This is a genomic window from Gammaproteobacteria bacterium (assembly GCA_015709695.1).
GTDB lineage: Bacteria > Pseudomonadota > Gammaproteobacteria > Steroidobacterales.
This window is the reverse complement of the sequence record CP054183.1, coordinates 865,284-890,113: the sequence shown is the minus strand read 5'-3', so window position 1 is coordinate 890,113 and position 24,830 is coordinate 865,284. Positions and strand designations below refer to the sequence as shown.

At 69.7% G+C, this 24,830-nt stretch carries 31 protein-coding genes; 3 read left to right on the top strand and 28 right to left on the bottom strand.

From position 1 onward, the window contains the following. Window positions 1–24: 24 nt before the first annotated feature. The 22 genes from HRU81_04130 to HRU81_04025 all read right to left on the bottom strand — a co-directional run bounded on the left by HRU81_04130 (window position 25) and on the right by HRU81_04025 (window position 16,328). Complete coding sequence (locus HRU81_04130) at window positions 25–501, bottom strand: L,D-transpeptidase (GenBank protein ID QOJ33275.1); 477 nt, start codon at window positions 499–501, stop codon at window positions 25–27. Continuing rightward, window positions 501–1,850 carry a 23S rRNA (uracil(1939)-C(5))-methyltransferase RlmD gene (rlmD, locus tag HRU81_04125; GenBank protein ID QOJ31353.1) on the bottom strand — a complete coding sequence of 450 codons (1,350 nt, stop codon included), beginning with the start codon at window positions 1,848–1,850 and terminating at the stop codon, window positions 501–503. The genes HRU81_04130 and rlmD overlap by 1 nt, the downstream gene beginning before the upstream one ends. 5 nt (window positions 1,851–1,855) lie before the next feature. After that, window positions 1,856–2,647 (bottom strand): 3'-5' exonuclease, encoded by a 792-nt coding sequence (locus tag HRU81_04120; protein QOJ31352.1) that lies wholly within the window; start codon window positions 2,645–2,647, stop codon window positions 1,856–1,858. After that, window positions 2,644–3,042 (bottom strand): holo-ACP synthase, encoded by a 399-nt coding sequence (locus HRU81_04115; GenBank protein QOJ31351.1) that lies wholly within the window; start codon window positions 3,040–3,042, stop codon window positions 2,644–2,646. Before HRU81_04115 ends, HRU81_04120 begins: the two co-directional genes overlap by 4 nt. Beyond that, the gene (gene pdxJ, locus HRU81_04110; GenBank protein ID QOJ31350.1) at window positions 3,039–3,773 is read right to left on the bottom strand and encodes a pyridoxine 5'-phosphate synthase; all 735 of its coding nucleotides are present in this window, start codon (window positions 3,771–3,773) and stop codon (window positions 3,039–3,041) included. Before pdxJ ends, HRU81_04115 begins: the two co-directional genes overlap by 4 nt. 98 nt (window positions 3,774–3,871) lie before the next feature. After that, the gene (recO, locus tag HRU81_04105) at window positions 3,872–4,582 is read right to left on the bottom strand and encodes a DNA repair protein RecO (GenBank protein QOJ33274.1); all 711 of its coding nucleotides are present in this window, start codon (window positions 4,580–4,582) and stop codon (window positions 3,872–3,874) included. 5 nt (window positions 4,583–4,587) lie between these two features. Beyond that, window positions 4,588–5,493: a GTPase Era gene (era, locus tag HRU81_04100; protein ID QOJ31349.1), complete on the bottom strand. Its 906-nt coding sequence runs from the start codon at window positions 5,491–5,493 to the stop codon at window positions 4,588–4,590. Further along, window positions 5,490–6,188: a ribonuclease III gene (gene rnc / locus HRU81_04095; protein QOJ31348.1), complete on the bottom strand. Its 699-nt coding sequence runs from the start codon at window positions 6,186–6,188 to the stop codon at window positions 5,490–5,492. Before rnc ends, era begins: the two co-directional genes overlap by 4 nt. Then, window positions 6,185–6,550: a DUF4845 domain-containing protein gene (locus HRU81_04090; protein ID QOJ31347.1), complete on the bottom strand. Its 366-nt coding sequence runs from the start codon at window positions 6,548–6,550 to the stop codon at window positions 6,185–6,187. Before HRU81_04090 ends, rnc begins: the two co-directional genes overlap by 4 nt. Window positions 6,551–6,637: 87 nt before the next feature. After that, entirely contained in the window at window positions 6,638–7,390 is a 753-nt protein-coding gene (gene lepB / locus HRU81_04085; protein QOJ31346.1) for a signal peptidase I, read from the bottom strand. A gap of 54 nt (window positions 7,391–7,444) precedes the next feature. Continuing rightward, window positions 7,445–9,262: an elongation factor 4 gene (gene lepA, locus HRU81_04080; protein QOJ31345.1), complete on the bottom strand. Its 1,818-nt coding sequence runs from the start codon at window positions 9,260–9,262 to the stop codon at window positions 7,445–7,447. Window positions 9,263–9,346: 84 nt separating this feature from the next. Beyond that, the gene (locus tag HRU81_04075) at window positions 9,347–9,607 is read right to left on the bottom strand and encodes a glutaredoxin family protein (GenBank protein QOJ31344.1); all 261 of its coding nucleotides are present in this window, start codon (window positions 9,605–9,607) and stop codon (window positions 9,347–9,349) included. Continuing rightward, the gene (locus tag HRU81_04070) at window positions 9,604–10,626 is read right to left on the bottom strand and encodes a MucB/RseB C-terminal domain-containing protein (GenBank protein QOJ31343.1); all 1,023 of its coding nucleotides are present in this window, start codon (window positions 10,624–10,626) and stop codon (window positions 9,604–9,606) included. Before HRU81_04070 ends, HRU81_04075 begins: the two co-directional genes overlap by 4 nt. Next, complete coding sequence (locus HRU81_04065) at window positions 10,616–11,218, bottom strand: sigma-E factor negative regulatory protein (protein ID QOJ31342.1); 603 nt, start codon at window positions 11,216–11,218, stop codon at window positions 10,616–10,618. Before HRU81_04065 ends, HRU81_04070 begins: the two co-directional genes overlap by 11 nt. 21 nt (window positions 11,219–11,239) lie before the next feature. Continuing rightward, entirely contained in the window at window positions 11,240–11,824 is a 585-nt protein-coding gene (gene rpoE / locus HRU81_04060) for an RNA polymerase sigma factor RpoE (protein QOJ31341.1), read from the bottom strand. A gap of 137 nt (window positions 11,825–11,961) precedes the next feature. Beyond that, window positions 11,962–12,387: a hypothetical protein gene (locus HRU81_04055; protein ID QOJ31340.1), complete on the bottom strand. Its 426-nt coding sequence runs from the start codon at window positions 12,385–12,387 to the stop codon at window positions 11,962–11,964. After that, a complete protein-coding gene (locus tag HRU81_04050; GenBank protein ID QOJ31339.1) occupies window positions 12,350–12,622 on the bottom strand; it encodes a succinate dehydrogenase assembly factor 2 in 273 nt (90 codons plus the stop codon). The genes HRU81_04055 and HRU81_04050 overlap by 38 nt, the downstream gene beginning before the upstream one ends. Window positions 12,623–12,637: 15 nt before the next feature. After that, window positions 12,638–13,420 (bottom strand): succinate dehydrogenase iron-sulfur subunit, encoded by a 783-nt coding sequence (locus HRU81_04045; GenBank protein ID QOJ31338.1) that lies wholly within the window; start codon window positions 13,418–13,420, stop codon window positions 12,638–12,640. A gap of 21 nt (window positions 13,421–13,441) precedes the next feature. After that, window positions 13,442–15,229, bottom strand: a complete 1,788-nt coding sequence (locus HRU81_04040; protein QOJ31337.1) for a succinate dehydrogenase flavoprotein subunit — start codon at window positions 15,227–15,229, stop codon at window positions 13,442–13,444. Then, window positions 15,226–15,612: a succinate dehydrogenase, hydrophobic membrane anchor protein gene (gene sdhD / locus HRU81_04035; GenBank protein ID QOJ31336.1), complete on the bottom strand. Its 387-nt coding sequence runs from the start codon at window positions 15,610–15,612 to the stop codon at window positions 15,226–15,228. Before sdhD ends, HRU81_04040 begins: the two co-directional genes overlap by 4 nt. A 3-nt stretch (window positions 15,613–15,615) precedes the next feature. Then, window positions 15,616–16,008, bottom strand: a complete 393-nt coding sequence (gene sdhC, locus HRU81_04030) for a succinate dehydrogenase, cytochrome b556 subunit (protein QOJ31335.1) — start codon at window positions 16,006–16,008, stop codon at window positions 15,616–15,618. Between the two features lie 122 nt (window positions 16,009–16,130). Next, window positions 16,131–16,328, bottom strand: coding sequence for a DUF1674 domain-containing protein (locus HRU81_04025; GenBank protein QOJ33273.1), 198 nt, complete (start codon window positions 16,326–16,328; stop codon window positions 16,131–16,133). Window positions 16,329–16,421: 93 nt separating this feature from the next. Between HRU81_04025 and HRU81_04020 the strand changes: the two genes are divergently transcribed. Continuing rightward, window positions 16,422–17,327 (top strand): folate-binding protein YgfZ, encoded by a 906-nt coding sequence (locus tag HRU81_04020; protein ID QOJ31334.1) that lies wholly within the window; start codon window positions 16,422–16,424, stop codon window positions 17,325–17,327. Here the strand turns inward: HRU81_04020 and lysS are convergent. The 3 genes from lysS to recJ all read right to left on the bottom strand — a co-directional run bounded on the left by lysS (window position 17,324) and on the right by recJ (window position 21,814). Further along, window positions 17,324–18,844 carry a lysine--tRNA ligase gene (gene lysS, locus HRU81_04015; protein ID QOJ31333.1) on the bottom strand — a complete coding sequence of 507 codons (1,521 nt, stop codon included), beginning with the start codon at window positions 18,842–18,844 and terminating at the stop codon, window positions 17,324–17,326. The two genes, HRU81_04020 and lysS, sit on opposite strands and share 4 nt — an antisense overlap. Before the next feature lie 29 nt (window positions 18,845–18,873). Further along, a protein-coding gene (prfB, locus tag HRU81_04010) for a peptide chain release factor 2 (GenBank protein ID QOJ31332.1) occupies window positions 18,874–19,969 on the bottom strand; the annotation gives its coding sequence in 2 pieces (ribosomal slippage) (window positions 18,874–19,896 and window positions 19,898–19,969; 1,095 coding nt in all). Window positions 19,970–20,005: 36 nt separating this feature from the next. Further along, window positions 20,006–21,814, bottom strand: coding sequence for a single-stranded-DNA-specific exonuclease RecJ (gene recJ / locus HRU81_04005; GenBank protein QOJ31331.1), 1,809 nt, complete (start codon window positions 21,812–21,814; stop codon window positions 20,006–20,008). Here recJ and HRU81_04000 point away from each other — a divergent pair. Further along, complete coding sequence (locus HRU81_04000) at window positions 21,782–22,150, top strand: Xcc1710-like domain-containing protein (protein QOJ31330.1); 369 nt, start codon at window positions 21,782–21,784, stop codon at window positions 22,148–22,150. The two genes, recJ and HRU81_04000, sit on opposite strands and share 33 nt — an antisense overlap. Here HRU81_04000 and HRU81_03995 read toward each other — a convergent pair. From HRU81_03995 to surE, 3 genes are read right to left on the bottom strand one after another with little or no spacing between them, the layout of a single operon-like run. Next, window positions 22,136–22,837 carry a peptidoglycan DD-metalloendopeptidase family protein gene (locus HRU81_03995; GenBank protein QOJ33272.1) on the bottom strand — a complete coding sequence of 234 codons (702 nt, stop codon included), beginning with the start codon at window positions 22,835–22,837 and terminating at the stop codon, window positions 22,136–22,138. The two genes, HRU81_04000 and HRU81_03995, sit on opposite strands and share 15 nt — an antisense overlap. Next, the gene (locus tag HRU81_03990; protein ID QOJ31329.1) at window positions 22,834–23,508 is read right to left on the bottom strand and encodes a protein-L-isoaspartate(D-aspartate) O-methyltransferase; all 675 of its coding nucleotides are present in this window, start codon (window positions 23,506–23,508) and stop codon (window positions 22,834–22,836) included. The genes HRU81_03995 and HRU81_03990 overlap by 4 nt, the downstream gene beginning before the upstream one ends. Beyond that, the gene (gene surE / locus HRU81_03985; GenBank protein QOJ31328.1) at window positions 23,505–24,248 is read right to left on the bottom strand and encodes a 5'/3'-nucleotidase SurE; all 744 of its coding nucleotides are present in this window, start codon (window positions 24,246–24,248) and stop codon (window positions 23,505–23,507) included. Before surE ends, HRU81_03990 begins: the two co-directional genes overlap by 4 nt. Before the next feature lie 34 nt (window positions 24,249–24,282). On the opposite strand from surE, the gene HRU81_03980 reads away from it, so the two are divergent. Next, a complete protein-coding gene (locus HRU81_03980) occupies window positions 24,283–24,828 on the top strand; it encodes a Smr/MutS family protein (protein QOJ31327.1) in 546 nt (181 codons plus the stop codon). Window positions 24,829–24,830: the final 2 nt, after the last annotated feature.

Sequence of the window (24,830 nt, the reverse complement as noted above, 5' to 3'; positions counted from 1 at the left end):
ACGCGCCTCGCCAGGCTGCGGCGGTCAGGGCACGATGTCCACTTCGGTCCCTGCGTCGACCCGGTCGAACAATTCGATGACATCCGCATTGCGCATTCTGATGCAGCCATGGGAAAAAGGCACGCCCATGGGCTCGCTGTCCGGCGTGCCATGGATATAGATGTAGCGGCGCATGGTATCGACCTCGCCGAGGCGGTTGCGGCCGGGCTCGACGCCCGACAGCCAGAGGATGCGGCTGAGGATCCAGTCGCGCCCCGGCTGCCCCGCGGCGAGTGCCGGCGTCCACACCTCGCCCGTCGGCCGGCGCCCGCGGAGCACCGCCGCGGCAGGCAGCCCCGCACCGATGCGGGCGCGCACGATGTGGCGGCCACGTGGCGTGCAGCCGCTGCCCTGCCGCTCGCCAGGACCGAAGCGGGATGTCGATACCGGATAGCCGGAGCGGCCCTGTCCGCCGTCGAGCACTTCCAGACGTTGCTCGGTGAGGATGATGCGCAGGCGGATCACGGGACTCGCTCGCGTTCGAACAGTGCCACGGATTCGACGTGGCTGGTGGAGGGAAACATGTCGAGGATGCCGGCCGCGGCCAGGCGATAGCCGTGCCCGTGCACCAGTGTGCCTGCATCCCGGGCCAGCGTCCCGGGATGACAGGACACGTAGAGGATGCGCCGGACACCGGTCCGCGCCAGCGGCTCGATGATGGCGGCCGCTCCAGCCCGTGGCGGGTCCAGCAATGCGGCGTCGAACGCCTGCCCGGCCCAGGGGATGGCACCATCGGCCGTCGACAGGTCGGCCAGGGCGAAGGTCGCGTTGCCGATGCCGTTCCGCCGGGCGTTGTCCCGCGCCCGCGTCACCATCGGCGCCGCGCCCTCCACGCCCAGCACCTCGCCGGCCCTTTGCGCCAGCGGCAGGGTGAAATTGCCGATGCCGCAGTACAAGTCGAGCAGGCGCATGCCGGGCCCGAGGGCCAGCAATTCCACGGCCAGGCGGATCATGCTGTCGTTGATCGCGCTGTTGACCTGGATGAAATCGGTGGGGCCGAAGCCCATGCGCAGACCCGAGTCCGCGATCCCGTACCAGAGGTCTCCGCCATCCTGCTCCATGTCCAGGGGTTGCAGAGAATCCGGGCCACCGGTCTGCAGCAGCAGGCGCAGGCCGTGCCGCTGACGGAAGGCACGCAGCATGTCCAGGTCCGCGGGGTCCGGCGGCTCCAGCACGCGGAACACCAGTGCCGTCGCGTTGTCGGCGACCACCGCCTCGACCTGCGGAATCCGCTGGCGGATGGACAGGCCGCCGATCAGGTCCGCGAGCGGGCCGACCAGCGCGGCCAGCGCCGGGTGCAGCACCTCGCAGTGCCGCATGTCGGTGACCCATGAGCCATGACGCTCGGAGAACCCCACCAGCACGCGCCCCTTGCCGTCGACGTAGCGTGCGCCAAGGCGGGCGCGACGGCGATAGCCCCAGGCCGGTCCGGTGACCGCCGGCATCAGCCGGCCCGGCGTGACCTGGCCGATGCGCCTGAGGCCCTCGACCAGCGTGCGCTCCTTCAGCGCCAGCTGTGCCGCCGGCGACAGGTGCTGCAGGCTGCATCCGCCGCAGGTGCCGAAATAGCGGCAGGCTGGTTCCACCCGCTGCGTCGCGGGCGCATCGATCGCCAGGAGCTCGGCTTCGTCGTAGTTGCGATGTGCGCGCAGCCGCCGGAAGCTCACGGCCTCGCCGTCGATCGCGCCATCGATGAAGACGCGCTTGCCATCGACGCTGACCACACCCTGACCCTCGATGGTCATGTCCTGGATGACACCCGTCTCCGCTGCCGCGTGCTGCAGCCTGCGGAACGCCCGGCGACCACCCATCGCCGTCAGCCGCCCGCCGCTGGCGTGGCCTCGCGCCAGGCCGCCAGGAACCGGGCGAGGTGCGGCTGGCCGGATGCGGCGAGCAGGTCGCGCACCCGGGCGAGCTCGCGCTCCAGCCCAGCCTCGTCGAGCAGGCCGCGGATGTGCTGGAAACGCAGGTAGACCAGGTAGGTGTTGACGACGTCGGTCTCGCAGTAGTCGCGGATCTCGCCGATGCGCCCGGCCTGCCAGGCCTCCCAGACCTTGCCGCCTTCCATGCCCAGCTTTCCCGGGAAGCCGAGCATCACCGAGATGGCATCGAGTCCCGCGCGGCCGCGGCCCTGGAAGCCCGACAGCACGTCCATGAGATCGATGTGTCGCCAGTGGAAGCGGCCGAGGTAGTTGTTGTAGCGGAACTCGCGGTCCTCGTCGCCGACATCCCAGTAGCGGTGCGAAACGATCCCGTGCAGCAGCGCCCGGTAGTGCAGCACCGGCAGGTCGAAGCCGGCGCCATTCCAGGACACCAGCTCCGGCGTGTAGCGGTCGATGCCGTCGAAGAAGCGGCGCACCAGCTCCCGCTCGTCGCTGTCCGGGCTGCCGAGGCTCCAGACCTTCAGCTCGTCCTGGCGGCGGAGCACGACGGAGATGGCGACGATGCGCTGCTGGTACAGCGGCAGGAACTCGCTGCCGACGGCCTGCATCTGCTGGAAGGCCATGGCCTTGGCGACATCGGCATCGTCGATGCCGTCGAGGTTGTACAGCCGCCTGCCCAGCGCCACGTCGGGAATCGTCTCGATGTCGAACACCAGCGTCGTCATGGCCGCCCGCCCTGTTCCCTGCGCATCAGCACGGCCACGGCCACCACCAGCCCCGCCTCGTCGGAAAGCGTCAGGTGGCCCGCGCCGATCCCGAGTTCGTCGCAACGACGGCGGCCCCGGGGCGAATAGATGATCTCCGGCCGCCCGCGCGCATCGGCTGCCACCCCCGCATCGCGCAGCCACATGCCATGGGCGAAGCCGGTGCCCATGGCCTTGACGATGGCCTCCTTGGCGGCGAAGCGCATGGCGAGGAAACGCTCCGGCTGGCGCGTGCGCCTGAACTGCGCGAGTTCCTCGGGCATGAGCAGCCGTTGCGCGAAACGGTCGCCGAAGCGGGCGAATGCCGCCGCGATCCGCTCCGTCCGCAGGATGTCCGTGCCGATGCCGTGGATCATGCCGGCCGGGCGCTGACCATCAGCCGCTTCATTTCGGCCACGGCCGCGGCCAGGCCGTCGAACACCGCGCGGGCGACGATGGCATGGCCGATGTTGAGCTCGGAGATCTCCGCGAGCGCCGCCACCGGCTGCACGTTGTGGTAATGCAGGCCGTGGCCGGCATGCACCTCGAAGCCGAGGCGGGCCGCATGCCGGGCCGCCTGCCGCAGGCGTTCCAGTTCGCGGGCCTGGCCGGCGGCGTCGGGGGCTTCGGCATAGCGCCCGGTGTGCAATTCGATGGTGCGCACCCCGGCCGCGGCGCAGGCATCGACCTGGACAGGATCCGGGTCGATGAAGGGCGCCACGCGGATCCCGGCCGCGGCCAGCCTGGCGGCCGCCTCGCGCACGCGGCCCAGGTCGGCGGCCACGTCGAGGCCGCCCTCGGTGGTCAGTTCCTGGCGGCGCTCCGGCACCAGGCAGCAATCCGCCGGCCGCAGAGTCTCGGCCAGGCGCAGCACCGGCTCCGCCAGCGCCATCTCGAGGTTCATGCGGGTCTGCAGGGTCCGCGAGAGCACCTCGATGTCGCGCTCCTGGATGTGGCGGCGGTCCTCGCGCAGGTGCACGGTGATGCTGTCGGCGCCGGACTGCTCGGCGACCCAGGCCGCCATGACCGGATCGGGGAAACGGCTGCCACGGGCCTGGCGCAGGGTGGCGACGTGGTCGACGTTGACGCCGAGGAGAATGCTGCTCATGTCTCGCGGGAATCCCAGGTGGCTGCCCGGTCCGGGCCTGTGCCGGCCGGGTGGCGCATGATCTCACCGGCCCTGCGCATGGCGCAACGCGCCGCTGCTCAGCGACGCATGGCCCTGACCACCCGGCGTGTCTGCAGCGGCTGCCCGCCCAGGTGATGATCGAGCACGGCGCGGAGCAGGCGCCGGGCGCTGGCCACGGCATCGGCGCCATCGAACTCGCCGCGGCCGATGGCGAGCAGCTCGGTGCCGCGGAAGGTGGTGTCGTCGTCGGCATCATCGGCGACCACCGGGCCGCGCTCGACCACGTAACGGTAGCGCCCGTCCGGATCCAGCGGCAGGCCGGACTGCGCATCGTGGTCGAGGTTCAGGCCATAACCCGCCTCCGCCAGCAGCTGCATCTCGAAGCCGCGCAGCACCGGTCCGGCAGCCGCCCCGTCACCGAGGCAGGCCAGCGCCTGCGCGTAGGCACCGAACACCTGCGGGTGCGGATCGCCCCGGTGCAGGAAGCGCAGCAGCAGCTCGTTGAGGTAGAAACCCGACATCAGGCGCTCGCCCGCCAGGTCCAGCGGCACGGCGGCAGGCTCCGCCGCACCCAGCGTCATCAGCCCGCCGGCGCGCCCCGACCAGGACAGCAGCAGGGGCCGGAACGGCTGCAGCAGCGCCCGCAGCCGGCTTCGCGGCCGGCGCACGCCGCGAGCCACCAGGCTCACCCGGCCATGATCGCGGCTCATCACCTCCAGCAGCACGCTGGTCTCGCGATAGGCCCGGCCATGCAGCACGTAGCTGGGTTCCAGCAGCACGCGCTCGATGGCGCTCACTGCTCGGCCTCGTAGCCGAACTGGCGCAGGGCGCGGGCGTCATCGGCCCAGTTGCGGCGCACCTTGACGTGCGTCTGCAGGTAGACCTTCTTGCCGAGGAAGGCCTCGAGATCCAGCCGCGCCGCCTGGCCAATCGCCTTGAGCCGTTCACCGCCGCGCCCGAGGACGATGGGTCGCTGCGAGTCCTTCGCCACCCAGATGAGGGCATCGATACTGGCCAGCCGTTCGCCGTCCTCGACGGCACCGATCTCCACGGCCAGGCCATAGGGTACCTCCCGCTCCAGTGCCGCCATGAGTTTCTCGCGCAGGATCTCGCCAATGCGGAAATCCCGCCCGCGATCGGTCTTCATGTCCTGGGGATAGAAGCGCTCCCCCGCCGGCAGCCGCGCGAGGATCAGCTCCACCAGCCGCTCGAGGTTTTCGGCCTGCAGTGCCGAGACCGGCACGATCTCCGCGAACAGCTGGCGCGCCTGCGCGGCCTCCAGCAGCGGCAGCATTTTCGCTCGTGGTCGCAGCAGGTCGGCCTTGTTGACCACCAGGATCACCGGCGCGGCGACCCTGGCCAGCCGCTGCAGCACATGCTCGTCCGCGGCACACCAGCCGCTGGCCTCGATGACGAAAAGCACGACATCGGCGTCGGCGAGTGAACTGGCGGCGGCACGGTTCATGGTGCGGTTGATGAGCTTGCGGGCATTGCCGTGCAGCCCCGGGGTGTCGACGAACACCACCTGGCTGTCGGCGCGGCTGCGGATGCCGATGATGCGGTGGCGCGTGGTCTGCGGCCTGGCGGTGACGATGCTGACCTTCTCGCCGACCAGCGCATTGACCAGCGTCGACTTGCCGGTATTCGGCCGGCCCACCACGGCGACGAAGCCGGAACGAAAGCCGCCGGCGCTGGTCATGGGGCCGCCGCATCCGGCCGGACCGCGCGGACCTGCTCCAGGGCGCGCTGCGCCGCGTCCTGCTCGGCGATGCGCCGGCTGGCCCCATGGCCGCCGGCCGCCACGCCCAGGGCCTCGATCTCGCAGACCACCTCGAACGTCTGCGCATGGGCGGCACCGGCGACGTTGCGCACGACGTAGGCCGGCGGGCGGTGGCCTCGCGCCTGCAGCCATTCCTGAAGGCGCGTCTTCGGGTCCCTGAGTTCCTCCTCGTCGGGCAGCTCGTCCAGGCGGCTGGCATACAGCCGCAGTATCACGGCCTCGGCCGCTGCCATACCGCTGTCGAGATAGATTGCGCCGAGTACCGCCTCCAGCGTATTGGAGAGGATCGAGGATCGCTGGTGGCCGCCGGTACGGGTCTCGCCGCTGCCCAGTCGGACGAACTCGCCGAGACCGAGTTCGCGGGCCATCTCCGCCAGCGTTTCACCGCGGACCAGTCGCGAGCGGATCCGGCTCAGCAAGCCTTCACCGGCATCCGGGCGGCGCCGGTAGATGGCATCGGCGATCACCAGGCCGAGAACCGCGTCACCCAGGAACTCCAGCCGCTCGTTGTTGCCGGCCGAGGCGCTGCGGTGGGTCAGGGCGCGTTCGAGGAGCTCCTGGCGAGCGAAGCGATGGCCGAGCCGGTCCTCGGCCCAGCGCAAGGCCGCTTTCACTTGCGTATCTCTACCTCGTCATCGAAGCTGGCCAGCAGGGAGATGTTGGCGATGAACGGCTCGGCACGCTCATAGCGCGCGGCCACGGACAGGCCGCTATCGGAACTCTCGATCTCGAAGTCGCGGGCCTTGAGGCTGTAGACCATCTCGATGTCCAGCTTCTTGTCGATCGCGTTGCGAATGGCCATGGCCGTGGTCTGCTGGCCGTCGAATTCGGCCTTCACGTCGTTGAGTATCTTCCTGATCTTCATGTTCTCCAGGTATACCGGCGTGAGCTTGAGACCGCCGAAGCCGATCAGGCCAATCATGGCCGCCAGGATCAGGAAACTGATGAACGTCACACCCTTCTGCTTGCTACGCATGCGCTGTCACTCCCTAGCCGCAGACACTGCCGGGACCGGAACCACGGCACAAAGGATACACAACCCGCGCAGGCCGCGGGCGCCGCCCTACTCGACCCGCCCGCCGATCCGGCTCCAGCGGGGCATGGCCGGGAAGTCCCAGTTCATCCAGATCCGCACCGCGCGCCCGACGATGTTGCCCTCGGGTATCGGCCCGATGAAGCGGCTGTCCTGGCTGTTGTCGCGGTTGTCGCCCATCATGAAATAGTGTCCCGGCGGCACCACGAACGTGCCATCACCGCGGCCGGAGACCCCGGGGATCAGCAGGATCTGGTGGCGCACGCTGCCGAGCTGCTCCTGCATCAGGATCGAGCCGGGCTGCAGCTCGCCGTCGTACACGCCGAGAAGGGATTCCTCCACCGGCTGGTCGTTGATATAGAGATGGTCGCCGGCGTAGCGGATGGTGTCGCCCGGCATGCCGACCAGACGCTTGATGTAATTGACGCTCGGATCCGACGGCAGGCGGAAGACCATGACATCGCCGCGCTCGGGCTCGCCGATATCGACGATCTTCGTGTTCAGCACCGGCAGGCGCAGCCCGTAGCTGTACTTGTTGACGAAGATGAAGTCGCCGATCAGCAAGGTCGGCATCATGGAACTCGACGGGATGCGGAACGGTTCGAAGAGAAACGAGCGAACCAGCAGCACCAGCAGCAGCACCGGGAAGAACGAGCGCGCGTACTCCACCAGCACGGGCTCGGCGCCGGGCGTCGCCCGGGACCAGGCCCGGCTCACCTGGTAGCCGCCCCAGATCAGGCCCGAGGCCAGGGTCGCCAGAACCAGTATCAGCGAGAAATCCATGCCATCCTCACCAGCAGCCGGGGAAAGCCCGGCGGACTGTATCACGGCCGGTCATCACGAATCCGTGCCGCCCTGTCCGGAATCGAGGATCGCCAGGAAGGCCTCCTGCGGGATCTCCACGGCGCCGAACTGTTTCATGCGCTTCTTGCCCGCCTTCTGCTTCTCCAGCAGCTTGCGCTTGCGCGAGACATCGCCGCCATAGCACTTCGCCAGCACGTTCTTGCGCATGGCCTTCACCGTGGCGCGCGCGATGATCTGCGAGCCGATCGCTGCCTGCAGCGCCACCTCGAACATCTGTCGCGGGATGACCTGCTGCAGGCGCTCGACGATCTCCCGGCCCCGCCGCTGCGCCGACTCGCGGTGCACGATGAGCGACAGGGCGTCGACCTTCTCCTTGTTGATCAGGATGTCGAGGCGCACGAGATCACCGGGGACGAAGCGTGAGAACTGGTAGTCGAAGGAGGCATAGCCGCGGCTGATGGACTTCAGGCGGTCGAAGAAGTCGAACACCACCTCCGCCATGGGAATCTCGTACTCCATGGCAACCTGGTTGGCGAGGTACTCGATGCGCTTCTGCACGCCGCGCTTGCCGACGCACAGCTGCATCACCGGCCCGACGAACTCGTTGGGCACGAGGATACTGGCGGTGATGTAAGGCTCGCGCACCTCGGCGATCTCGTTGGGCGGTGGCAACGAGGCCGGGTTGTCGATCATGCGGGTCTCGCCACCCGTGGTGACGATCTCGAACACCACGGTGGGCGCCGTGGAGATCAGGCTGAGCCCGTACTCGCGCTCGAGGCGCTCCTGCACGATCTCCATGTGCAGCAGGCCGAGGAAACCGCAGCGGAACCCGAAGCCGAGCGCCGCCGAGGACTCCACCTCGAAGCGCAGGGCGGCGTCGTTGAGCTTGAGCTTCTCCAGGGCGTCGCGCAGACCCTCGAAATCGTCCGCACTGGTGGGGAACAGCCCGGCGAACACCCGCGGCTTGATCTGCCGGAAGCCGGGCAACGGCTCCGCGCACAGGCGCGACTCCAGCGTCATGGTGTCGCCCACCGGTGCGCCGTGGACGTCCTTGATGCCGGCGATGACATACCCCACCTCGCCGGCGCCGAGCGCCGCGCAGGCCCTGGCCTTGGGCGTGAAGACCCCGACCTCGGTCACCACATGGGTGCGCCCGGTCGACCAGATGCGGACCTTGGCGCCCCTGGGCAGGGTGCCATTCATGACGCGCACCAGTGACACCACGCCCATGTAGTTGTCGAACCAGGAATCGACGATCAGCGACTGCAGGGGTGCTTCCGGGTCGCCCTTCGGCGGCGGGATCCGCCGGATGAGGAGCTCCATGAGCTCGCGCAGCCCCTGCCCGGTCTTGGCGCTGACCAGCGCGCAGTCCGTGGTATCGATGCCGATGATCTCCTCGATCTCGCGCATGACCTTCGGCGGATCGGCACTGGGCAGGTCGATCTTGTTGATGACCGGCACCACCTCGAGGCCGGCCTCGATGGCCGAATAGCAGTTGGCAACGCTCTGCGCCTCCACGCCCTGCGCGGCATCCACCAGCAGCAGCGCGCCCTCGCAGGCGGCGAGCGAGCGTGACACCTCGTAGGAAAAGTCGACGTGCCCCGGGGTGTCGATGAGGTTCAGCTCGTAGATCGTGCCGTCGTCTGACTTGTAGCGCAGCGCCACGGTCTGCGCCTTGATGGTGATGCCCCGCTCCCGCTCGAGGTCCATCGAATCGAGCACCTGGGTGCTCATCTCCCGCGCCTCCAGGCCGCCACACATCTCGATGAAGCGGTCGGCCAGCGTGGACTTCCCGTGGTCGATGTGCGCGATGATGGCGAAGTTGCGGATCTGGCTGAGGCTGGCGCTCATGTGCCGGTCGGCCCGTGTAAAAAGGCGGCAGATTATACCCGGAAGCGGCGTCGCGCCGTTGTTGCCCGGGAGCGGGGATGCGGCTCAGGCGTCCCGGGCGAACCAGGCCGCGAGCCGGGCTTCGTCGAGCGGCCAGGCGGAAATCTCGACGTTGCCTGCCATGACGACCGGAATGCGCAGGCCGAAGCGCTCGCGCAGCGCCTGGTCGCCATCCACGTCGACGAGGTGCAGCCGGATGCCGTGTGCGCGGCAGCGCGGCTCCAGCGCCTCGACCGCCTCCTCGCACAGGTGACAACCGGGCCGGCTGAGCACCGTCAGCTCGCAAACGACGGTCGGCCCGGTCACGGCGCCTGCTTGCGGTCGAGGGAGCGGGCCGACCCGGCAAACATCTCCACGGTACGGGCCGGCACTTCGCCGATCGCCGTGACCATGTAGCCATCGATGCTGGTGGTATAGGCGTTGGCCGCGCCGATCTGCGACAGGCCCTCGGCCTGCTCGGAGGCCGCCACCGCCGGTTCGACGAACAGGGACACCGTGGCCAGGCCGTCCGAATACACGATGTGGCGCAGGCCGTTCAACGCGTCGGGCGCCGGCTGCGCCTTGCGCACCGTCAGCCGGAATCCCGGCGGCAGCGCCATCACTGTCCATTGTGCCCCGGCCTGGTCAGCCGCGGGTCCGGTGGCCGCCTTTGCGGCACGCCGCACCGCATAGGCGCCGGTTGCCACCGTGGGCTTCACGGCCGAGGCCGGGATCCGCTCCGGCAGCACGATCTGCGTGAACAGCAGCTGCTCCAGGACGCGGTCCTGCTCGTCGACCAGCTGCGTCTTCAGCGGCATGTAGGTGGCGCGGTCCAGCCATATCCGGTAGCCGTAGCGGAAGCCATCCCGCGGTCGAATGACGATGCCCCGTGTGTCACGGCCGGCGATACGTTCCGGCGGGGCCATCGACAGCAGGTACAGCGAGTCGTCGATGCTGGCGGCGCCGGGCAGCCGGCCGCGCAGCGGGCTGCTGGGCTCTGCGCGCCCGTCCCGCGGCTCCACCAGCACCGCATGCTGGTCCGGAAAGATGCCGGTCACTTCATCCTTGTTGCGGATGAGCTGCCGGCCCGCGTCTTCACAGGTGATCTTCTCGGTGACCTGCCCGTCCTGCACCTGGTGCGTGATGTGCAGCACGCTGCTGTCGCCGCCATGCAGGTGCACCAGCGTGCCTTCGTAGTTCAGGTATTCGACCGCATTGGCCATGCGCTCGAGCATGGCGCGTGGCGCCTCTGCCGCCGGAAGCGCTTGCGGCAGGCCTGCCAGCACGAGCACCAGCCCGGGCGCGACCTGCAATGGCTGCCACCGTCGCCGGCAGCTAGCGGGCATCGGCCGGATCCTCCGCCTGCCGCCAGGAGGCGCGCTCGGCGCGGGCCGAAACCAGCCGCGAATCGAAGTTGCTGCGGGAAATGGCGTTGGCGTATTCACCATGCGCCATCAGGTAGCCGGTGAGGCGGGCCGCTGCGCGCGGTCCGAGCCGGTGGCTGGCAATGGCATTGACGTCGGCCAGCGGTTCGGGCCCGGTGCTGTCCCGTGCCGCCATGGCCAGCGCGCCGGGCTGGTCAGGCCTCAGCTGGGTGGTGTCCTGCCAGATGCCCGGTGCCGTCAGCAGCAGAGCTGCCGCCGCCAGCGAGGCAGCCAGGGCACCGCCGACCCAGCCCAGTGCCGTTCCCCTGGCGGCCGCGGGTGCCGGGGCCGGCCCGCCTTCCGCGGCCAGCGCGGAGCGCACGCGGTCGGCGACATCCAGCGCAGCGGGTGCCGCCGCGCCCGTGCGAATGCACTCGCCGATCATGGCGTAGCGGCCAAGGGTGGCCCGCCGGGCCGGATCGCGATCGAGCCGCGCGAGCAGCAGGTCGACCTCCTCGGGTGGGAGCTCGCCGTCGAGGAATGCGGACAGCTGCTCGTCGAGAATCTTGCTCATGCGTCGGCCATGGTCCTGTTGCTATTGTGGTTTGCCGCCCAGCGTCGCGATGCTCTGGTCGATCGCCTCGCGCGCCCGGAAGATGCGCGATCGCACGGTACCCACGGGGCACTCCATGGCCGTGGCGATCTCCTCGTAGCTCAGGCCATCGATTTCGCGCAACATGATGGCGGTGCGCAGTTCCTCTGGCAATGCGGAAATCGTGCGCTCCACGGCCTGGCGCAGCTCCTCCTGCATGGCGATTCCCTCCGGGGAATCCTCGTCGCGCAGGCGGGCATTAGCTTCATAATTTTCCGGGTCCTGCAGGTCCAGGCTGTAGTCCACCGGCCGGCGCTGCAGGGATACCAGGTGGTTCTTCGCCGTGTTGATGGCGATCCGGTACAGCCAGGTGTAGAAGGCGCTCTCGCCGCGGAACGATGGCAGTGCCCGGTACGCCTTGATGAACGCTTCCTGGGCCACATCCTGTGCCTCGGCCGGGTCGTGCACGTAACGCATGATCAGCTTCACGATGCGTTGCTGGTAACGGAGCACCAATACGTCAAATGAGCGCCGATCGCCCTGCTGGACGTTCTGCACAAGCAGCTGATCGCTGGTTTGCTCTGCCATGCGGCCCCGATACCGTAAAGCGGCACGGACCCGCATCAGCGCGATAGACTGCGGTCCGTATGGAAAGTTCGGCCGCGTCCGGCCGGAATGGCAACTCCGTCACAACCCGGCTGGTGCGGCGCAGCGCCGGGGCCATTCTACGCCAGGCGCAGGTGTGCACGCAGGCGCCGCCAGTGCGGTCGCGCGCAGCGATGGCGCCACAGCCAGGCCTGGCGACGGCACCCGTCGTCACAGAGCCATTCCAGGGCGATCACCGGCCCGAGCGAGCGGCCCCATGCATGCAGCAGCTGCGCACCCACGGTGCCAGCGCCGGTATCCAGGCGCCAGCGGCCGCCCGGGAGCCAGGTGACGCGGATGACATAAGCGGGATGGCGGAGCGACAGCCGCCACAGGCCGATTGCCAGCCGCAGCAGCAGCGCAGCAGCAATCCCTGCCTGCATCATCGGGTCAAGCCCGGCACTGGTGATCGCCACGCCGCAGGCAGCACCCAGCGCCAGCGCGAACAACAGCCCCTCGCGCCGGGCCTCAGCATCGACCGTGATCGCCTCCAGAAAGCCGTTCACCGAGCACCTGTGCCACCACCGCGGCCAGGTCGGCATCGTCGCTGCGCAGGCGCCCGTCCAGCAAGGCGACAATCTCGGGATCCGGCAGCGAAAGGAGGCGGCGGAACGCGGCCTGGCCGGCGGTACCGGCCACCGCGTATCGCCGCTCGGCGAAGGTCATCAGCAGCGTATCGAGTTCGCGCATGCCGCGCCGGCAGCGCCAGCGCAGCCTGTTGAACTCCTGCTCGGGCGTCATGTCCGCGCGCGGCCGCTACAGCTTGCGCTCCGCGATCATCTGCTTGATCTCGCCGATCGCCCATGCAGGGTTCAGTCCCTTGGGACAGGTGTAGGTGCAGTTCATGATGGTGTGGCAGCGATACAGCCGGAACGGATCCTCGAGCTCGTCGAGGCGTTCACCGGTGGCCTCGTCGCGGCTGTCGGCCAGCCAGCGATAGGCCGCCAGCAGCACGGCCGGGCCAAGGTAGCGCTCCGGGTTCCACCAGTAGCTCGGGCAGGCGGTCGAACAGCAGGCGCAGAGGATGCAGTTCGAGGGCATGTCGATCTTCTCGCGCTCGGCCTTGGACTGCAGGCGCTCGCGGTCGGACGGCGGCGGGCTCTTCGTCTGCAGCCAGGGCTTGATCGAGGCGTACTGGGCGTAGAAGTGGGTCAGGTCGGGGATCAGGTCCTTCACCACGGGCATATGCGGCAGGGGATAGATGCGCACGTCGCCGCGGATGTCCCCGGTCGCCTTGATGCAGGCCAGGGTATTGGTGCCATCGATGTTCATGGCGCAGGAACCGCAGATGCCCTCGCGGCAGGAGCGGCGGAACGTCAGCGTCGGATCGATCTCGTTCTTGATCTTGATGAGGGCGTCGAGGACCATCGGGCCGCAGCGGTCGAGATCCACCTCGTAGGAGTCCAGGCGGGGATTGCCGCCGGCCGCGGGGTCGTAGCGATAGATGCGGAACTTGCGTACCCGCGTTGCGCCGGCGGGCGCCTTGTGCTCGCGCCCGGGCTGGACGCGGGAGTTCGCTGGCAGCGTGAACTCGGCCATCGGTCGTCCTTGTCAGTCAGTTCAGTAGACGCGCGCCTTGGGCGGCACGGATTCGACATCGCTGGTCAGCGTCTGCAGGTGCACCGGCCGGTAGTCGATGTGTACCTTGCCGTTGCCGTCCAGCCACGCCAGCGTGTGCTTCATCCACTTGACGTCGTCCCGCTGGGGAAAATCCTCGCGCGCGTGGGCACCCCGGCTCTCCTCGCGGTTTGCCGCCGCGGTGATCGTCACCATCGCCTGATCCAGCAGGTTCTCCAGCTCCAGCGTCTCGACCAGGTCGGTGTTCCAGATCAGGCTGCGGTCGCTGACGCGCACGTCGGCGAACGAGGCGCAGGTGCGGGCCAGCTTGTCCACGCCTTCACGAAGCGTGTCACCGGTGCGGAATACCGCTGCGTGGCCCTGCATGATCTTCTGCATCTCCAGGCGGATTTCCGCGGTAGGCCGACTGCCATTGGCCTGGCGCAGCCGATCCAGGCGCGCCACCGCCTGCTCACCGGCATTGGCCGCGAGCGGCCGCGGCCGGCCGGCATCCCTGAGCGTTTCGGCGCAACGCCTGGCGGCAGCGCGACCGAACACCACCAGGTCCAGCAGCGAATTCGAACCGAGGCGGTTCGCGCCATGGACGGAGACGCAGGCAGCCTCGCCAACCGCCATCAGGCCGGGCACCACGGCATCCGGGTTGCCATCCTTCAGCGTCAGCATCTCGCCATGGTAGTTGGTGGGAATGCCGCCCATGTTGTAGTGGACCGTCGGCAACACCGGGATGGGCTCGCGCGTCACGTCGACGCCGGCGAAGATGCGTGCCGTCTCGGCGATGCCCGGCAAGCGCTCGTGGATCACCTCGGGCCCGAGGTGCTCGAGATGCAGGTGGATGTGGTCCGCCTCCGGGCCCACGCCCCTGCCCTCGCGGATCTCCACCGTCATGGAGCGGCTCACCACATCGCGCGAGGCCAGGTCCTTGGCGTTGGGTGCGTAGCGCTCCATGAAGCGCTCGCCGCGGGAATTGGTCAGGTAGCCACCCTCGCCCCGCGCACCCTCGGTGATCAGGCAGCCGGATCCGTAGATGCCGGTAGGATGGAACTGCACGAACTCCATGTCCTGCAGCGGCAGGCCGGCGCGCAGCACCATGGCGTTGCCGTCGCCAGTGCAGGTGTGGGCCGAGGTGCAGGAGAAGTAGGCCCGGCCATAGCCGCCGGTGGCGAGGATCACGCGGTGCGCACGGAAGCGGTGCAGCTTGCCAGTGGCCATGTCCAGGGCGACGACGCCGCGGCATACGCCATCTTCCATGATCAGGTCGATGGCGAAGTACTCGATGAAGAACGTGGCGTGGTGCTTCAGCGACTGCTGGTACAGCGTGTGCAGCATGGCGTGACCGGTGCGGTCCGCCGCCGCGCAGGTGCGCTGGGCCGTGCCCTTGCCGAAATGGGTGGTCATGCCGCCGAACGGCCGCTGGTAGATGCGGCCTTCTTCGGTGCGGGAGAACGGCACGCCGTAGTGTTCCAGTTCGATGACCGCCTGGGGCGCTTCCTTGCACATGTACTCGATGGCGTCCTGGTCGCCGAGCCAGTCGGAGCCCTTGACGGTGTCGTACATGTGCCAGCGCCAGTCGTCCTCGCCCATGTTGCCGAGCGCCGCGCTGATGCCGCCCTGCGCCGCGACGGTATGGCTGCGGGTCGGGAACACCTTGGTGATGCAGGCCGTGCTGAGGCCGGCTTCCACCAGACCGAACGTTGCCCGCAACCCGGCACCACCCGCACCCACGACGACGACGTCGTAGCTGTGGTCGGTAAAGGCGTAATCCCCACTCATGTCCCGGCTCCCAGCGACAGCTTGACGACGGCGTAGACGCCGGCAACGCCCAGCGCCACATGCACGAACCTGGCCAGCACCAGGGACAGCACCAGCGCCCCGGGCCCATGCACGTAATCCTCGATGACGACCGTGACGCCGAGGTACGAGTGATAGAGGAGCACCATGACCAGCAGGATCAGCAGGATGGCGTGCGGCGCGGCGGCGATCCACGCGGCCACCGTGGCGTGGTCGGCGGCGCCCATGCCGGCGAGGCTGAACGCGAACCACAGGCCGAGGAGCACCAGCGCCGCCGCCGACAGCCGTTGCCCCCACCAGTGCTCGAAGCCGGACTTTGCCGAACCGCGGCCGAGGGCCCGCCCGAGGGGTGATCGCAGGCCCATGCCTCAGCCCCCCGGGCCCGACAGGGCCACGATCCAGAACACGACGGTCAGGATGACGGCTGCCAGCACGGCCATCCTGCCGGTGAGGTTGGAGCGGGGTATCTCGAAGCCATGGCCCGCATCCCAGAACAGGTGCCGGATGCCGTTGCAGAGGTGATAGAAAAAGCAGAACGACAGGCCCAGCAGCAGCAGCATGCCCACCGGCGACCGCAGCAGGCCGGCAAGGAACCGGTAGGTGTCCGGGCCGCTTGCCGCCGCCAGCAGCCACGCCGTCAGCACCACGGCGCCGAGCGTCAGCGTCAGGCCGGTCATGCGATGGATGATCGACAGACCGTTGCTGATCTGCCAGCGATAGATCCCCAGGTGCGGCGACAGGGGCCGGTCAGGTTGCGCCATTGGCCATTAACCTCGCATCTCTGTTCAGGCGGCTGCCCCCTGGCAGCTCGCAACCAGCAGTAGTGGGCCCGACGCCGGCAGCCGCAGCGGCGCGTGGCGAACTCGTCAGTGGCGCAGCCACCTCAGAAATCGATGCACCTGCCGCCCTTTTCCCAGTCCCCGAACCGGGTGGGCTCCGGGCCTGCGGGCCCGCCGATCTCGCGCCGGCCGGGCTGCGCTGTCCGCTGCGCCGCGACGGCATCGGCCACATGGGTGTCCTGCGGCCGGGCCGGCCGGGGCTCTCCGGAGTCTCCGTCCGGTCTGGGATCAGCCGCTGGCATGCGCAAAAGTGTGCCAGAATGCGCCTCGTTTTTCACCACGGGCTGCTGCAGCCGTGGACCCGACCGAGGACCGCGACAGGCATCCGCCCGGCCATGCCACTGCACGCACTCCAGCTCCTGCGCATCGCGGGCAGTGATCGCGCCGCCTTCCTGCAAGCCCAGCTGACGCAGGACATCCGGCCGGTTTCCGCCGGGCACGGCAGCCGCTATGCATGGGCCGATGCTCAGGGCCGCGTGCTCGTCGCGGGCGAGGTCTTCACCTGGAGCGAGGCGTTCTGGCTCACGGTGCCGGCAATCCTCGCCGAATCCATCGCCAGGCGCCTGCGCCTGTTCGTGCTGCGCTCGCAGGTCACGATCGACATCGCCGGCGGCATCCTCGCGGGCCGCTTCGTGCCGGCCGGCGCCGTGGCCGACCTGCAGGGCAGCGCGCTGCCGCGGCAGCCACTCGGCTGCGCCGCGACGGAGCACTGGCATGCCCTGCGCCTGGATGCGGAGCGGCTGCTGTTCGCCGCCGCGCCGGCGGCCATGCCGGAGCTGCCGGCAACGCTGCCCGGCACCGCCGCCGATGCAGGCGGCTGGGCGCTCGCGGATATCCGCGCCGGATTCGCCCGCCTCGACTCGGCGACGGGCGTCTACATCCCGCAGATGCTCAACCTCGACCTGGCCGGTGCGGTGAGCTTCGACAAGGGCTGCTATCCGGGCCAGGAGATCATCACCCGCACCCGCCACCTGGGGCGACTGAAGCGACGCCTGTTCCGCTACGCCTCGGGCATGCCGCCGATGGCGCCGGGCGATCCGCTGTTTGCCGCTGCCGGCGGCGAGTGCGGTGCGGTGGTGCTGGCCGCGGCGACGGCCACGGGCAGCGAGATCCTCGCGGTGGTGCGCCTCGATGCCGCCGCCGGCACGCTGTTCGCCGATGCGGCGCTGCGCCGCCCGCTGCGGCAGCTGGACCTGCCCTACGCCGTGCCCGGCGCCATACCGGGAACGACGCCAGCCTAGGTCTGACCCTGGCTCTGGCCCTGGGCCTCGCGCATGTGCGGGAACAGCAGCACGTCGCGGATGGATGCGCTGTCGGTCATCAGCATGGTCAGCCGGTCGATGCCGATGCCGAGTCCCGCCGTGGGTGGCAGGCCGTACTCCAGCGCGACCACGTAGTCCTCGTCGCAGGACATCGCCTCCTCGTCCCCGGCCGTCTTCTGCCTGGCCTGCGCCTGGAAACGCTCGGCCTGATCCTCGGCATCGTTCAGCTCGGAGAAGCCGTTGGCGATCTCGCGGCCGTGGATGAACAGCTCGAAGCGGTCGGTGAGGAAGGGATCCGCGTCACTGCGGCGCGCCAGCGGCGAGACCTCGGCGGGGAAACCGGTGACGAAGGTCGGCGCATCCAGCCGATGCTCGGCGGTCTTCTCGAAGATCTCGGTCAGCAGCTTGCCGGCGCCGTGCCCCGGCTGCACGGCGATGCCGAGCTTCCCGCACCAGGCGCGCAACGCCGCGGTATCACGCAGCTGTTGGCGGTCGAGTCCGGGATTGTACTCGGCGACCAGCTCCTCGATCGACACGCGGCGGAACGGCGCGGCGAGGTCGTAGTTGCGGCCCTGGTAGGCCACGGTGGCGGTACCGAGCAGGCACTCCGCCAGGCTGCGCAGCATCTGCTCGACCATGTCCATGAGCACGTGGTAGTCCGCGTAGGCCATGTACAGCTCGAGCATGGTGAACTCGGGGTTGTGCTGCGTGGAAATGCCCTCGTTGCGGAAATTGCGGTTGAGCTCGTAGACACGCTCGAAGCCGCCCACCACCAATCTCTTGAGGTAGAGCTCCGGGGCAATGCGCAGGTAGAGCTGGCGGTCCAGCGCATTGTGGTGGGTGACGAAGGGCCGGGCCATGGCGCCGCCCGCGATGGCCTGCATCATCGGCGTCTCGACCTCGAGGAACTCCATGGCATCGAGGTAGCTGCGCAGGAACTGCACGAGCTGCGAGCGGCGCCGGAAGACCTCGCGGGACTCCTCGTTCATGATGAGGTCGAGATAGCGCTGGCGGTAGCGCGTCTCCTGGTCGGTCAGGCCGTGGAACTTCTCCGGCAGCGGCCGCAACGCCTTGACCAGCAGCTCGAGCTGCGTGACACGCACCGTGACCTCGCCGGTCCTGGTACGGAACAGCTGTCCCCGGGCCCAGAGGATGTCACCGATATCCCAGCCCTTGAATGCCTTGTAGACCGCCTCGGGCAGTGTGCCCTGCTGCAGGCAGAGCTGGATCTGGCCGCTGCGGTCCTGGACCTTCACGAAGCTGGTCTTGCCCATGACGCGCTTGGCCATCATGCGGCCGCCGACGGCGACCTCCACCGCTTCCGCCTCCAGCGCCTCGGTGCCGTGACCTTCGTAGGTGCTGAGGATCTGCCCGGCCAGTGCCGTGCGTCGCAGCTGGTTCGGAAAGCGGAAGCCGTCGGCGCGCAGCGCCTCGAGCTTGCGGCGGCGCTCGGCCACCAGGTGATGTTCGGTTCCGTCCGGGTTGTCGTCGCTCATGTCGCCACCGTGGCCGCGTGCGCGGCGTGCTACAGGCCCTGCTTCAGGCTGGCCTCGATGAAGCGGTCGAGGTCGCCATTGAGGATGTCGTCCGGGTTGCCCGCCTCCACCATGGTGCGCAGGTCCTTGATCCGCGACTGGTCGAGCACGTAGGAGCGGATCTGGCTGCCCCAGCCGACATCGGCCTTGCTGTCCTCGAGGGCCTGGGTATCGGCGCGGCGCTTCTGCTCCTCCAGCTGATACAGCCTGGCCTTGAGCTGCTTCATGGCCGTGGACCGGTTCTTGTGCTGGGAGCGCTCGTTCTGGCACTGCACCACCACGCCGGTGGGCAGGTGCGTGATGCGCACCGCGGACTCCGTGCGGTTGACGTGCTGGCCTCCGGCGCCGCTGGCGCGGTAGACATCGACGCGCAGGTCCGCGGGGTTGATCTCGATCTCGATATCGTCCTCGATCTCCGGAGAGACGAACACGGCGGCAAAGGAGGTGTGGCGACGGTTTCCGGAATCGAAGGGCGACTTGCGCACCAGGCGGTGCACGCCGGTCTCGGTGCGCAGCCAGCCGTAGGCGTACTCGCCGACGACGCGGATGGTGGCGCTCTTGATGCCGGCGACTTCGCCGGCGGAGGCCTCCAGCATCTCCACGGTGAAGCCCTTCTGCTCGCAATACTTGAGGTACATGCGCAGCAGCATTTCCGCCCAGTCCTGCGCCTCGGTGCCGCCGGCCCCCGCCTGGATGTCGACGAAGGCGTTGTCGGCATCGTGGGCCCCGCTGAACATCCGCTGGAACTCGAGCTGGCCGACCTCGCGGCGCGCCGTGTCGACATCGCGCGCCACGCCTTCGACGGCCGCCGCGTCATCCTCCGCCTCGGCCATGTCGAGCAGGTCGGCGCTGTCGGCCAGGAGCTGGTCGATGCGCCCGAACTGGCGCACCAGGCCATCGAGCTGGGCGCGTTCACGCCCGAGGGCCTCGGCCTTGGGCGGGTCCTGCCAGACGCCGGGGTCTTCCAGCGCCTCCCGGACCTCGGTCAGCCGCTCGCGCTTGCGATCGAGGTCAAAGATACCCCCGTAGGGCAGTGGCACGCCCCTGGAGATCGCGGATGAGCTGGCGTATCGGGCTGGTTTCCATGCGGGAAGCGCGGGTCGTTGCGGAAGGCGCGTCATGCTAAGCGCATTGCACGTGTTCCACAACCAACTGCCGGCGCCGGCGGCCGCCGAAGTCGTTGATGCCCAGGCGGTAGCAGCAACGCATCCGTGCCGGCAGCGGCGTCGCCCGGTTGAATGCCATGGCCTCGAGCGGCTCGCCGCCCGCTGCATGGCGCAGGCTGAGCCGCAGGTGCGCGTCCTTCAGCAGCCGCTGGTCCAGCACCTCGAACTCGTTGTCGAACAGCGGCTCGGGGAAGCCCTGGCCCCAGGGGCCGGCAAAGTGCAGCTGTTCGGCCAGCTCCGCCGTCAGTTCCGCTGCCGACAGCGGGCCATCGGTCCACAGCACCTGCCCCGCTTCCACGCCCGCCAGTGCCAGGGCCAGCTCCGCCTGCCAGGCTGTCGCGAAGGCGTCGAGCTGGTCGGCGGGCAGGCGCAGGCCCGCCGCCATGGCATGTCCGCCGAAGCGCAGCTCGCGGACCACGCCGCGGGTGGCCACCGCGGCGAGCACGTCGCGGACATGCACACCGGCCACCGAACGCGCCGAGCCCTTGAGGATGCCGGCCTCGTCGCCGGGCGCGAAAGCCACCACCGGGCGTCCGGTGCGCTCCTTCACCCGCGAGGCCAGCAGGCCGACGATGCCCTCGTGCCAGTCCGGGTCGAAGAGGCAGATGCCCGGGGCTTCCTCGCCCGGCAGGTCGCGGCCGATGCCCGCCAGGTGCTGCTCGGCCTGCGCCTGCATGCGCTGCTGCAGGCTGCGCCGCTCGGCATTGAGGGCATCGAGGCGGGCGGCGAGCCCGCGTGCGCGGCCGGCGTCGGGCGCCAGCAGGCAATCGATGCCGAGCGACATGTCGTCGAGCCGGCCGGCGGCGTTCAGGCGCGGAGCGATGGCGAAGCCGAGGTCGGCGCTGCGGGCCGTGGCCGCATCCCGCCCGGCGACCGCAAACAGCGCCGCGAGTCCTGGCCGCGCCTCCCCGGCGCGCATGCGTCGCAAGCCCTCGGCGACGAGGATGCGGTTGTTGGCATCGAGCGGCACGAGATCCGCCACGGTACCGAGCGCCACCAGGTCCAGCGCCGCAAGCACCGGCCGGCGCAGGGCCTCGTAGCGGCCGAGCCCGGCGCCATCCAGCGCCCTCGCCAGCGCCGCGGCCAGGTAGAAGGCCACGCCGACGCCACACAGGGACTTGCCGGGAAAGGCCTCGCCCGGCAGGTTCGGGTTGATGATCGCCTGCGCGGCCGGCAGTTCCGCGCCAGGCAGGTGGTGATCGGTGACGATGACATCGATGCCATGCGCCGCGGCCCTGGCCACGCCCTCGACGCTGGTCACGCCGTTGTCCACGGTGATGATGAGCTCCGGACGCCTGGCCGCGGCGAGATCGGCAACACCCGGCGAGAATCCGTAGCCGAACTCGAAACGGTTGGGCACCAGGTAGCCGACGTCGGCAAAGCCCATGCCGCGCAGGGCGGAGACCACCAGCGCGGTGGCGGTGGCGCCGTCGGCATCGTAATCGCCGACCACCAGCACGCGCGCCTGGCGGCGACGCACCGACACCAGCCGTTCCGCCGCCGCCGCGACGCCGCCGAGGCTGCCGACCGGCAGCAGCCCGGACAGCGTGGCGCCCAGCTCCGCCGGGGCGACACGCCGCGCCGCATAGACGCGCCGCAGGACCGGGTCGAGTGTCGCCGGCAACGCCCGGTAGAGCGGCTCCGGCACCTCGCGCTGGCGGATGACAGGCACCACGGCTAAGCTGGCCACCCGCCGGAGCCGGGCCCGGCTCCCCGGACAGCGGATGCAGGCGTGAAACTCGATCCCGACATCACTGGCGGCCATCTCGTCCGCGGATTCACCGGCAATGCCATCCTGGTCGGTGCCGAGAGCTTCAGCCGGCCGTTGATCCTCACGGTGGACCGCATCATCCGCGACTGGGATCCCCCGGCCGTGGAGCAGCTGGCGGACGCCGACTTCGCCGCCATCCTCGCGCTCGAACCCGAGGTGATCCTGCTCGGCACGGGCGCCCGGCAGCGGTTCCCCAATCCCAATGTCACCACCACCATCCTGCGCCAGGGAATCGGCATCGAGATCATGAACACTGCCGCTGCCTGCCGCACCTACAATATCCTCGCTGGCGAATACCGCCGCGTCGCCGCGGCATTATTTGTCAGCTGAAGCGCCCCGGCCAGCGGCGCGCGCCGGCAGGTAGCCGAGAGGATCCAGCGGTGCGCCATTGCGCCGGATCTCGAAATGCAGCGCCGCCGGCAATCCTGCCCCGGCGCCCATGTGGCCGATGGCCTGCCCGGCGCGCACCTGCTCGCCCTCCCGCACCAGCAGGTCAGCGTTGTAGCCGTAGGCCGTGAGCCAGCTGGCGTTGTGGCGGATGATGGCGAGCAGGCCATAGCCGGACAATCCGCTGCCCGCGTAGACGACTTCGCCGGCAGCGGCCGCAACCACGGGCTCGCCAGGCCGTCCGCCGATGAGGATCCCGGAGGCCGTGCGCGTGGACTCGCCGAAGCGTCCCAGCACCTCGCCGCTCGCCGGCCAGAGCCAGCCCGAAGCCGGGGGCGGCGCCGCCTCCACACCCGCGTCCGCGGCGCGCGGCGCCGGTGCACTGCCGGCGGCCGGACGCAGCCGCAGGCGCTGGCCCGGGTAGATCAGGCTGCCATCGCCGAGCCGGTTCCAGCGCGCGAGGTCCCGGTGATCGACGCCGAAGCGCCGGGCGATGCCGAACAGCGTATCGCCGGCCTGCACCACGTAGGTGTCGCCACCGCGGCCAGGCTCGTCCGGCCCGGTTGCGGCACAGCCAGCCAGCAGGCCTGCCGCCAGCGCGGCCGCGAGGAAGCCACTGCGTCGCTTCAGCCCTTGCCCTCCAGCAGCGGCACGAAGCTCACCCAGGACAGGTGCTCGCGCTCGACACCGCTCGCCTGGCGGCTGATGCGCACCAGCTCCTGGTTGCCGGCCGGGCCGACGGGGATCACCAGCCGGCCGCCGGGAGCGAGCTGCGCGACGAGCGCGGCCGGCACCTCGGCCGGCGCCGCCGTGACCAGGATGCCATCGAACGGCGCCTGCCCCGGCCAGCCCTCGAAGCCATCGCCGTGGCGAAAGCGCACGTTGCCGATGCCGAGCCCGGCCAGGCGCTGGCGCGCGGCCCGCTGCAGGCCCGCGAGGCGCTCGATGGTGAACAGCTGGCCGACCAGTGGCGCCAGCACGGCCGTCTGGTAGCCGCAGCCGGTGCCCACCTCCAGCACCTTCTCCAGCCGCCGCTCGCCGGCACCCTCGAGCAGGGCCTGCGTCATCAGCGCCACGATGTAGGGCTGCGAGATGGTCTGGCCGAGGCCGATGGGCAGCGCACTGTCCTCGTAGGCACGGCTCGAGAGAGCCTCGTCGATGAACAGGTGGCGCGGCACCGCGCGGATGCGTTCGAGAACCGCTTCGTCGCGGATGCCGCCGGCGGCCAGCCGCTGCACCAGGCGCTCGCGCGTGCGCGCCGAGGTCATGCCGATGCCGCGCTCGCCGTGCTCGCCGCTCATCGGGCGAGCCACCCGGCCAGGGAAGCAATGGCGGCATGGCGCGTCAGGTCGATCTGCAGCGGCGTCACCGAGATGCGGGCGTTGTCGATGGCGTGGAAGTCGGTGCCTGGGCCGGCATCCTGGCCCGGCCCGGAAGAGCCCACCCAGAAGACGGGGCGTCCCTTCGGATCGGCGGTCTCCACCATGGGCCCGGAGCGGTGGCGATAGCCGAGACGCGTGGCCTCGAAGCCGCGGATGTCGCCGAAGGGCAGGTCCGGGACGTTGACGTTGAGAATGGTGTCCGCCGGCAGCGGCTGCTGCTGCAGCTTCTGCAGCAGGATGCGCACCGCCTGGCCGGCGCTGTCGAAATGGCGTGGCGACAGGCCGGCCAGCGAGACGGCGATGGCCGGCAGGCCGAGGAAGCGGCCCTCGACCGCCGCCGCCACGGTGCCCGAGTACAGCACGTCGTCCCCGAGGTTGGCGCCGTGGTTGATGCCGGCGATGACCATGTCGGGCTCGTGGTCGAGCAGCCCGGTGATGGCCAGGTGCACGCAGTCCGTCGGCGTGCCGTTGACGTACAGGATGCCCTCGCGCGTGCGCCCCACGCGCAGCGGCGCATCCAGCGTCAGCGAATGGCTCGCGCCACTCTGGTTGCGGTCCGGGGCGACGATGGTGAGTTCGGCCAGGTCCGCCAGCGCCAGCGCCAGCGTCGCCAGGCCCTCGGACTGGTAGCCGTCGTCGTTGCTAAGCAGTATCTTCAAGAATGCATTCCTTCCGCAGCCGCGCCACCAGCCGATGACCAGCAAACCGCCCAAGGGCCCCGACCCGGATGACGCCGCGCTGTTCCGCGCCGCGGTGGCCGGCGCGCGCCCGCTCAAGGCGCGTCGCCTGCCGTTGCGCCAGGCACCGCCTGCACCGCGGGCGCGCTTTCGCCGCCACGACGAGGCCCAGGTGCTGCGCGAGTCGCTCCTCAGCTCGCCCGAGCAGCTCGAACTCGAGACCGGCGAGGAACTCGTCTTCCGTCGCCCGGGCATCTCCGCCCGCGCCTTCGCCGACCTGCGCCGCGGCCGCTACGCCGTCAAGGCCGAGATCGACCTGCACGGGCTGACCAGCGACCAGGCGCACCAGGCATTGCGCCAGTTCCTCGCAGACGCCCTGCGTGACCGGCTGCAGTGCGTGCGCGTCATCCACGGCAAGGGCCTGCGCTCCGGCGCCCGCGGGCCCGTGCTCAAGCTCAGTGTCAACCGCTGGCTGCGCCAGTGGGACGATGTCCTCGCCTTCGTCTCGGCACCCGCGCGCGACGGCGGCACCGGTGCGCTCTACGTGCTCCTGCGCCGCTAGGC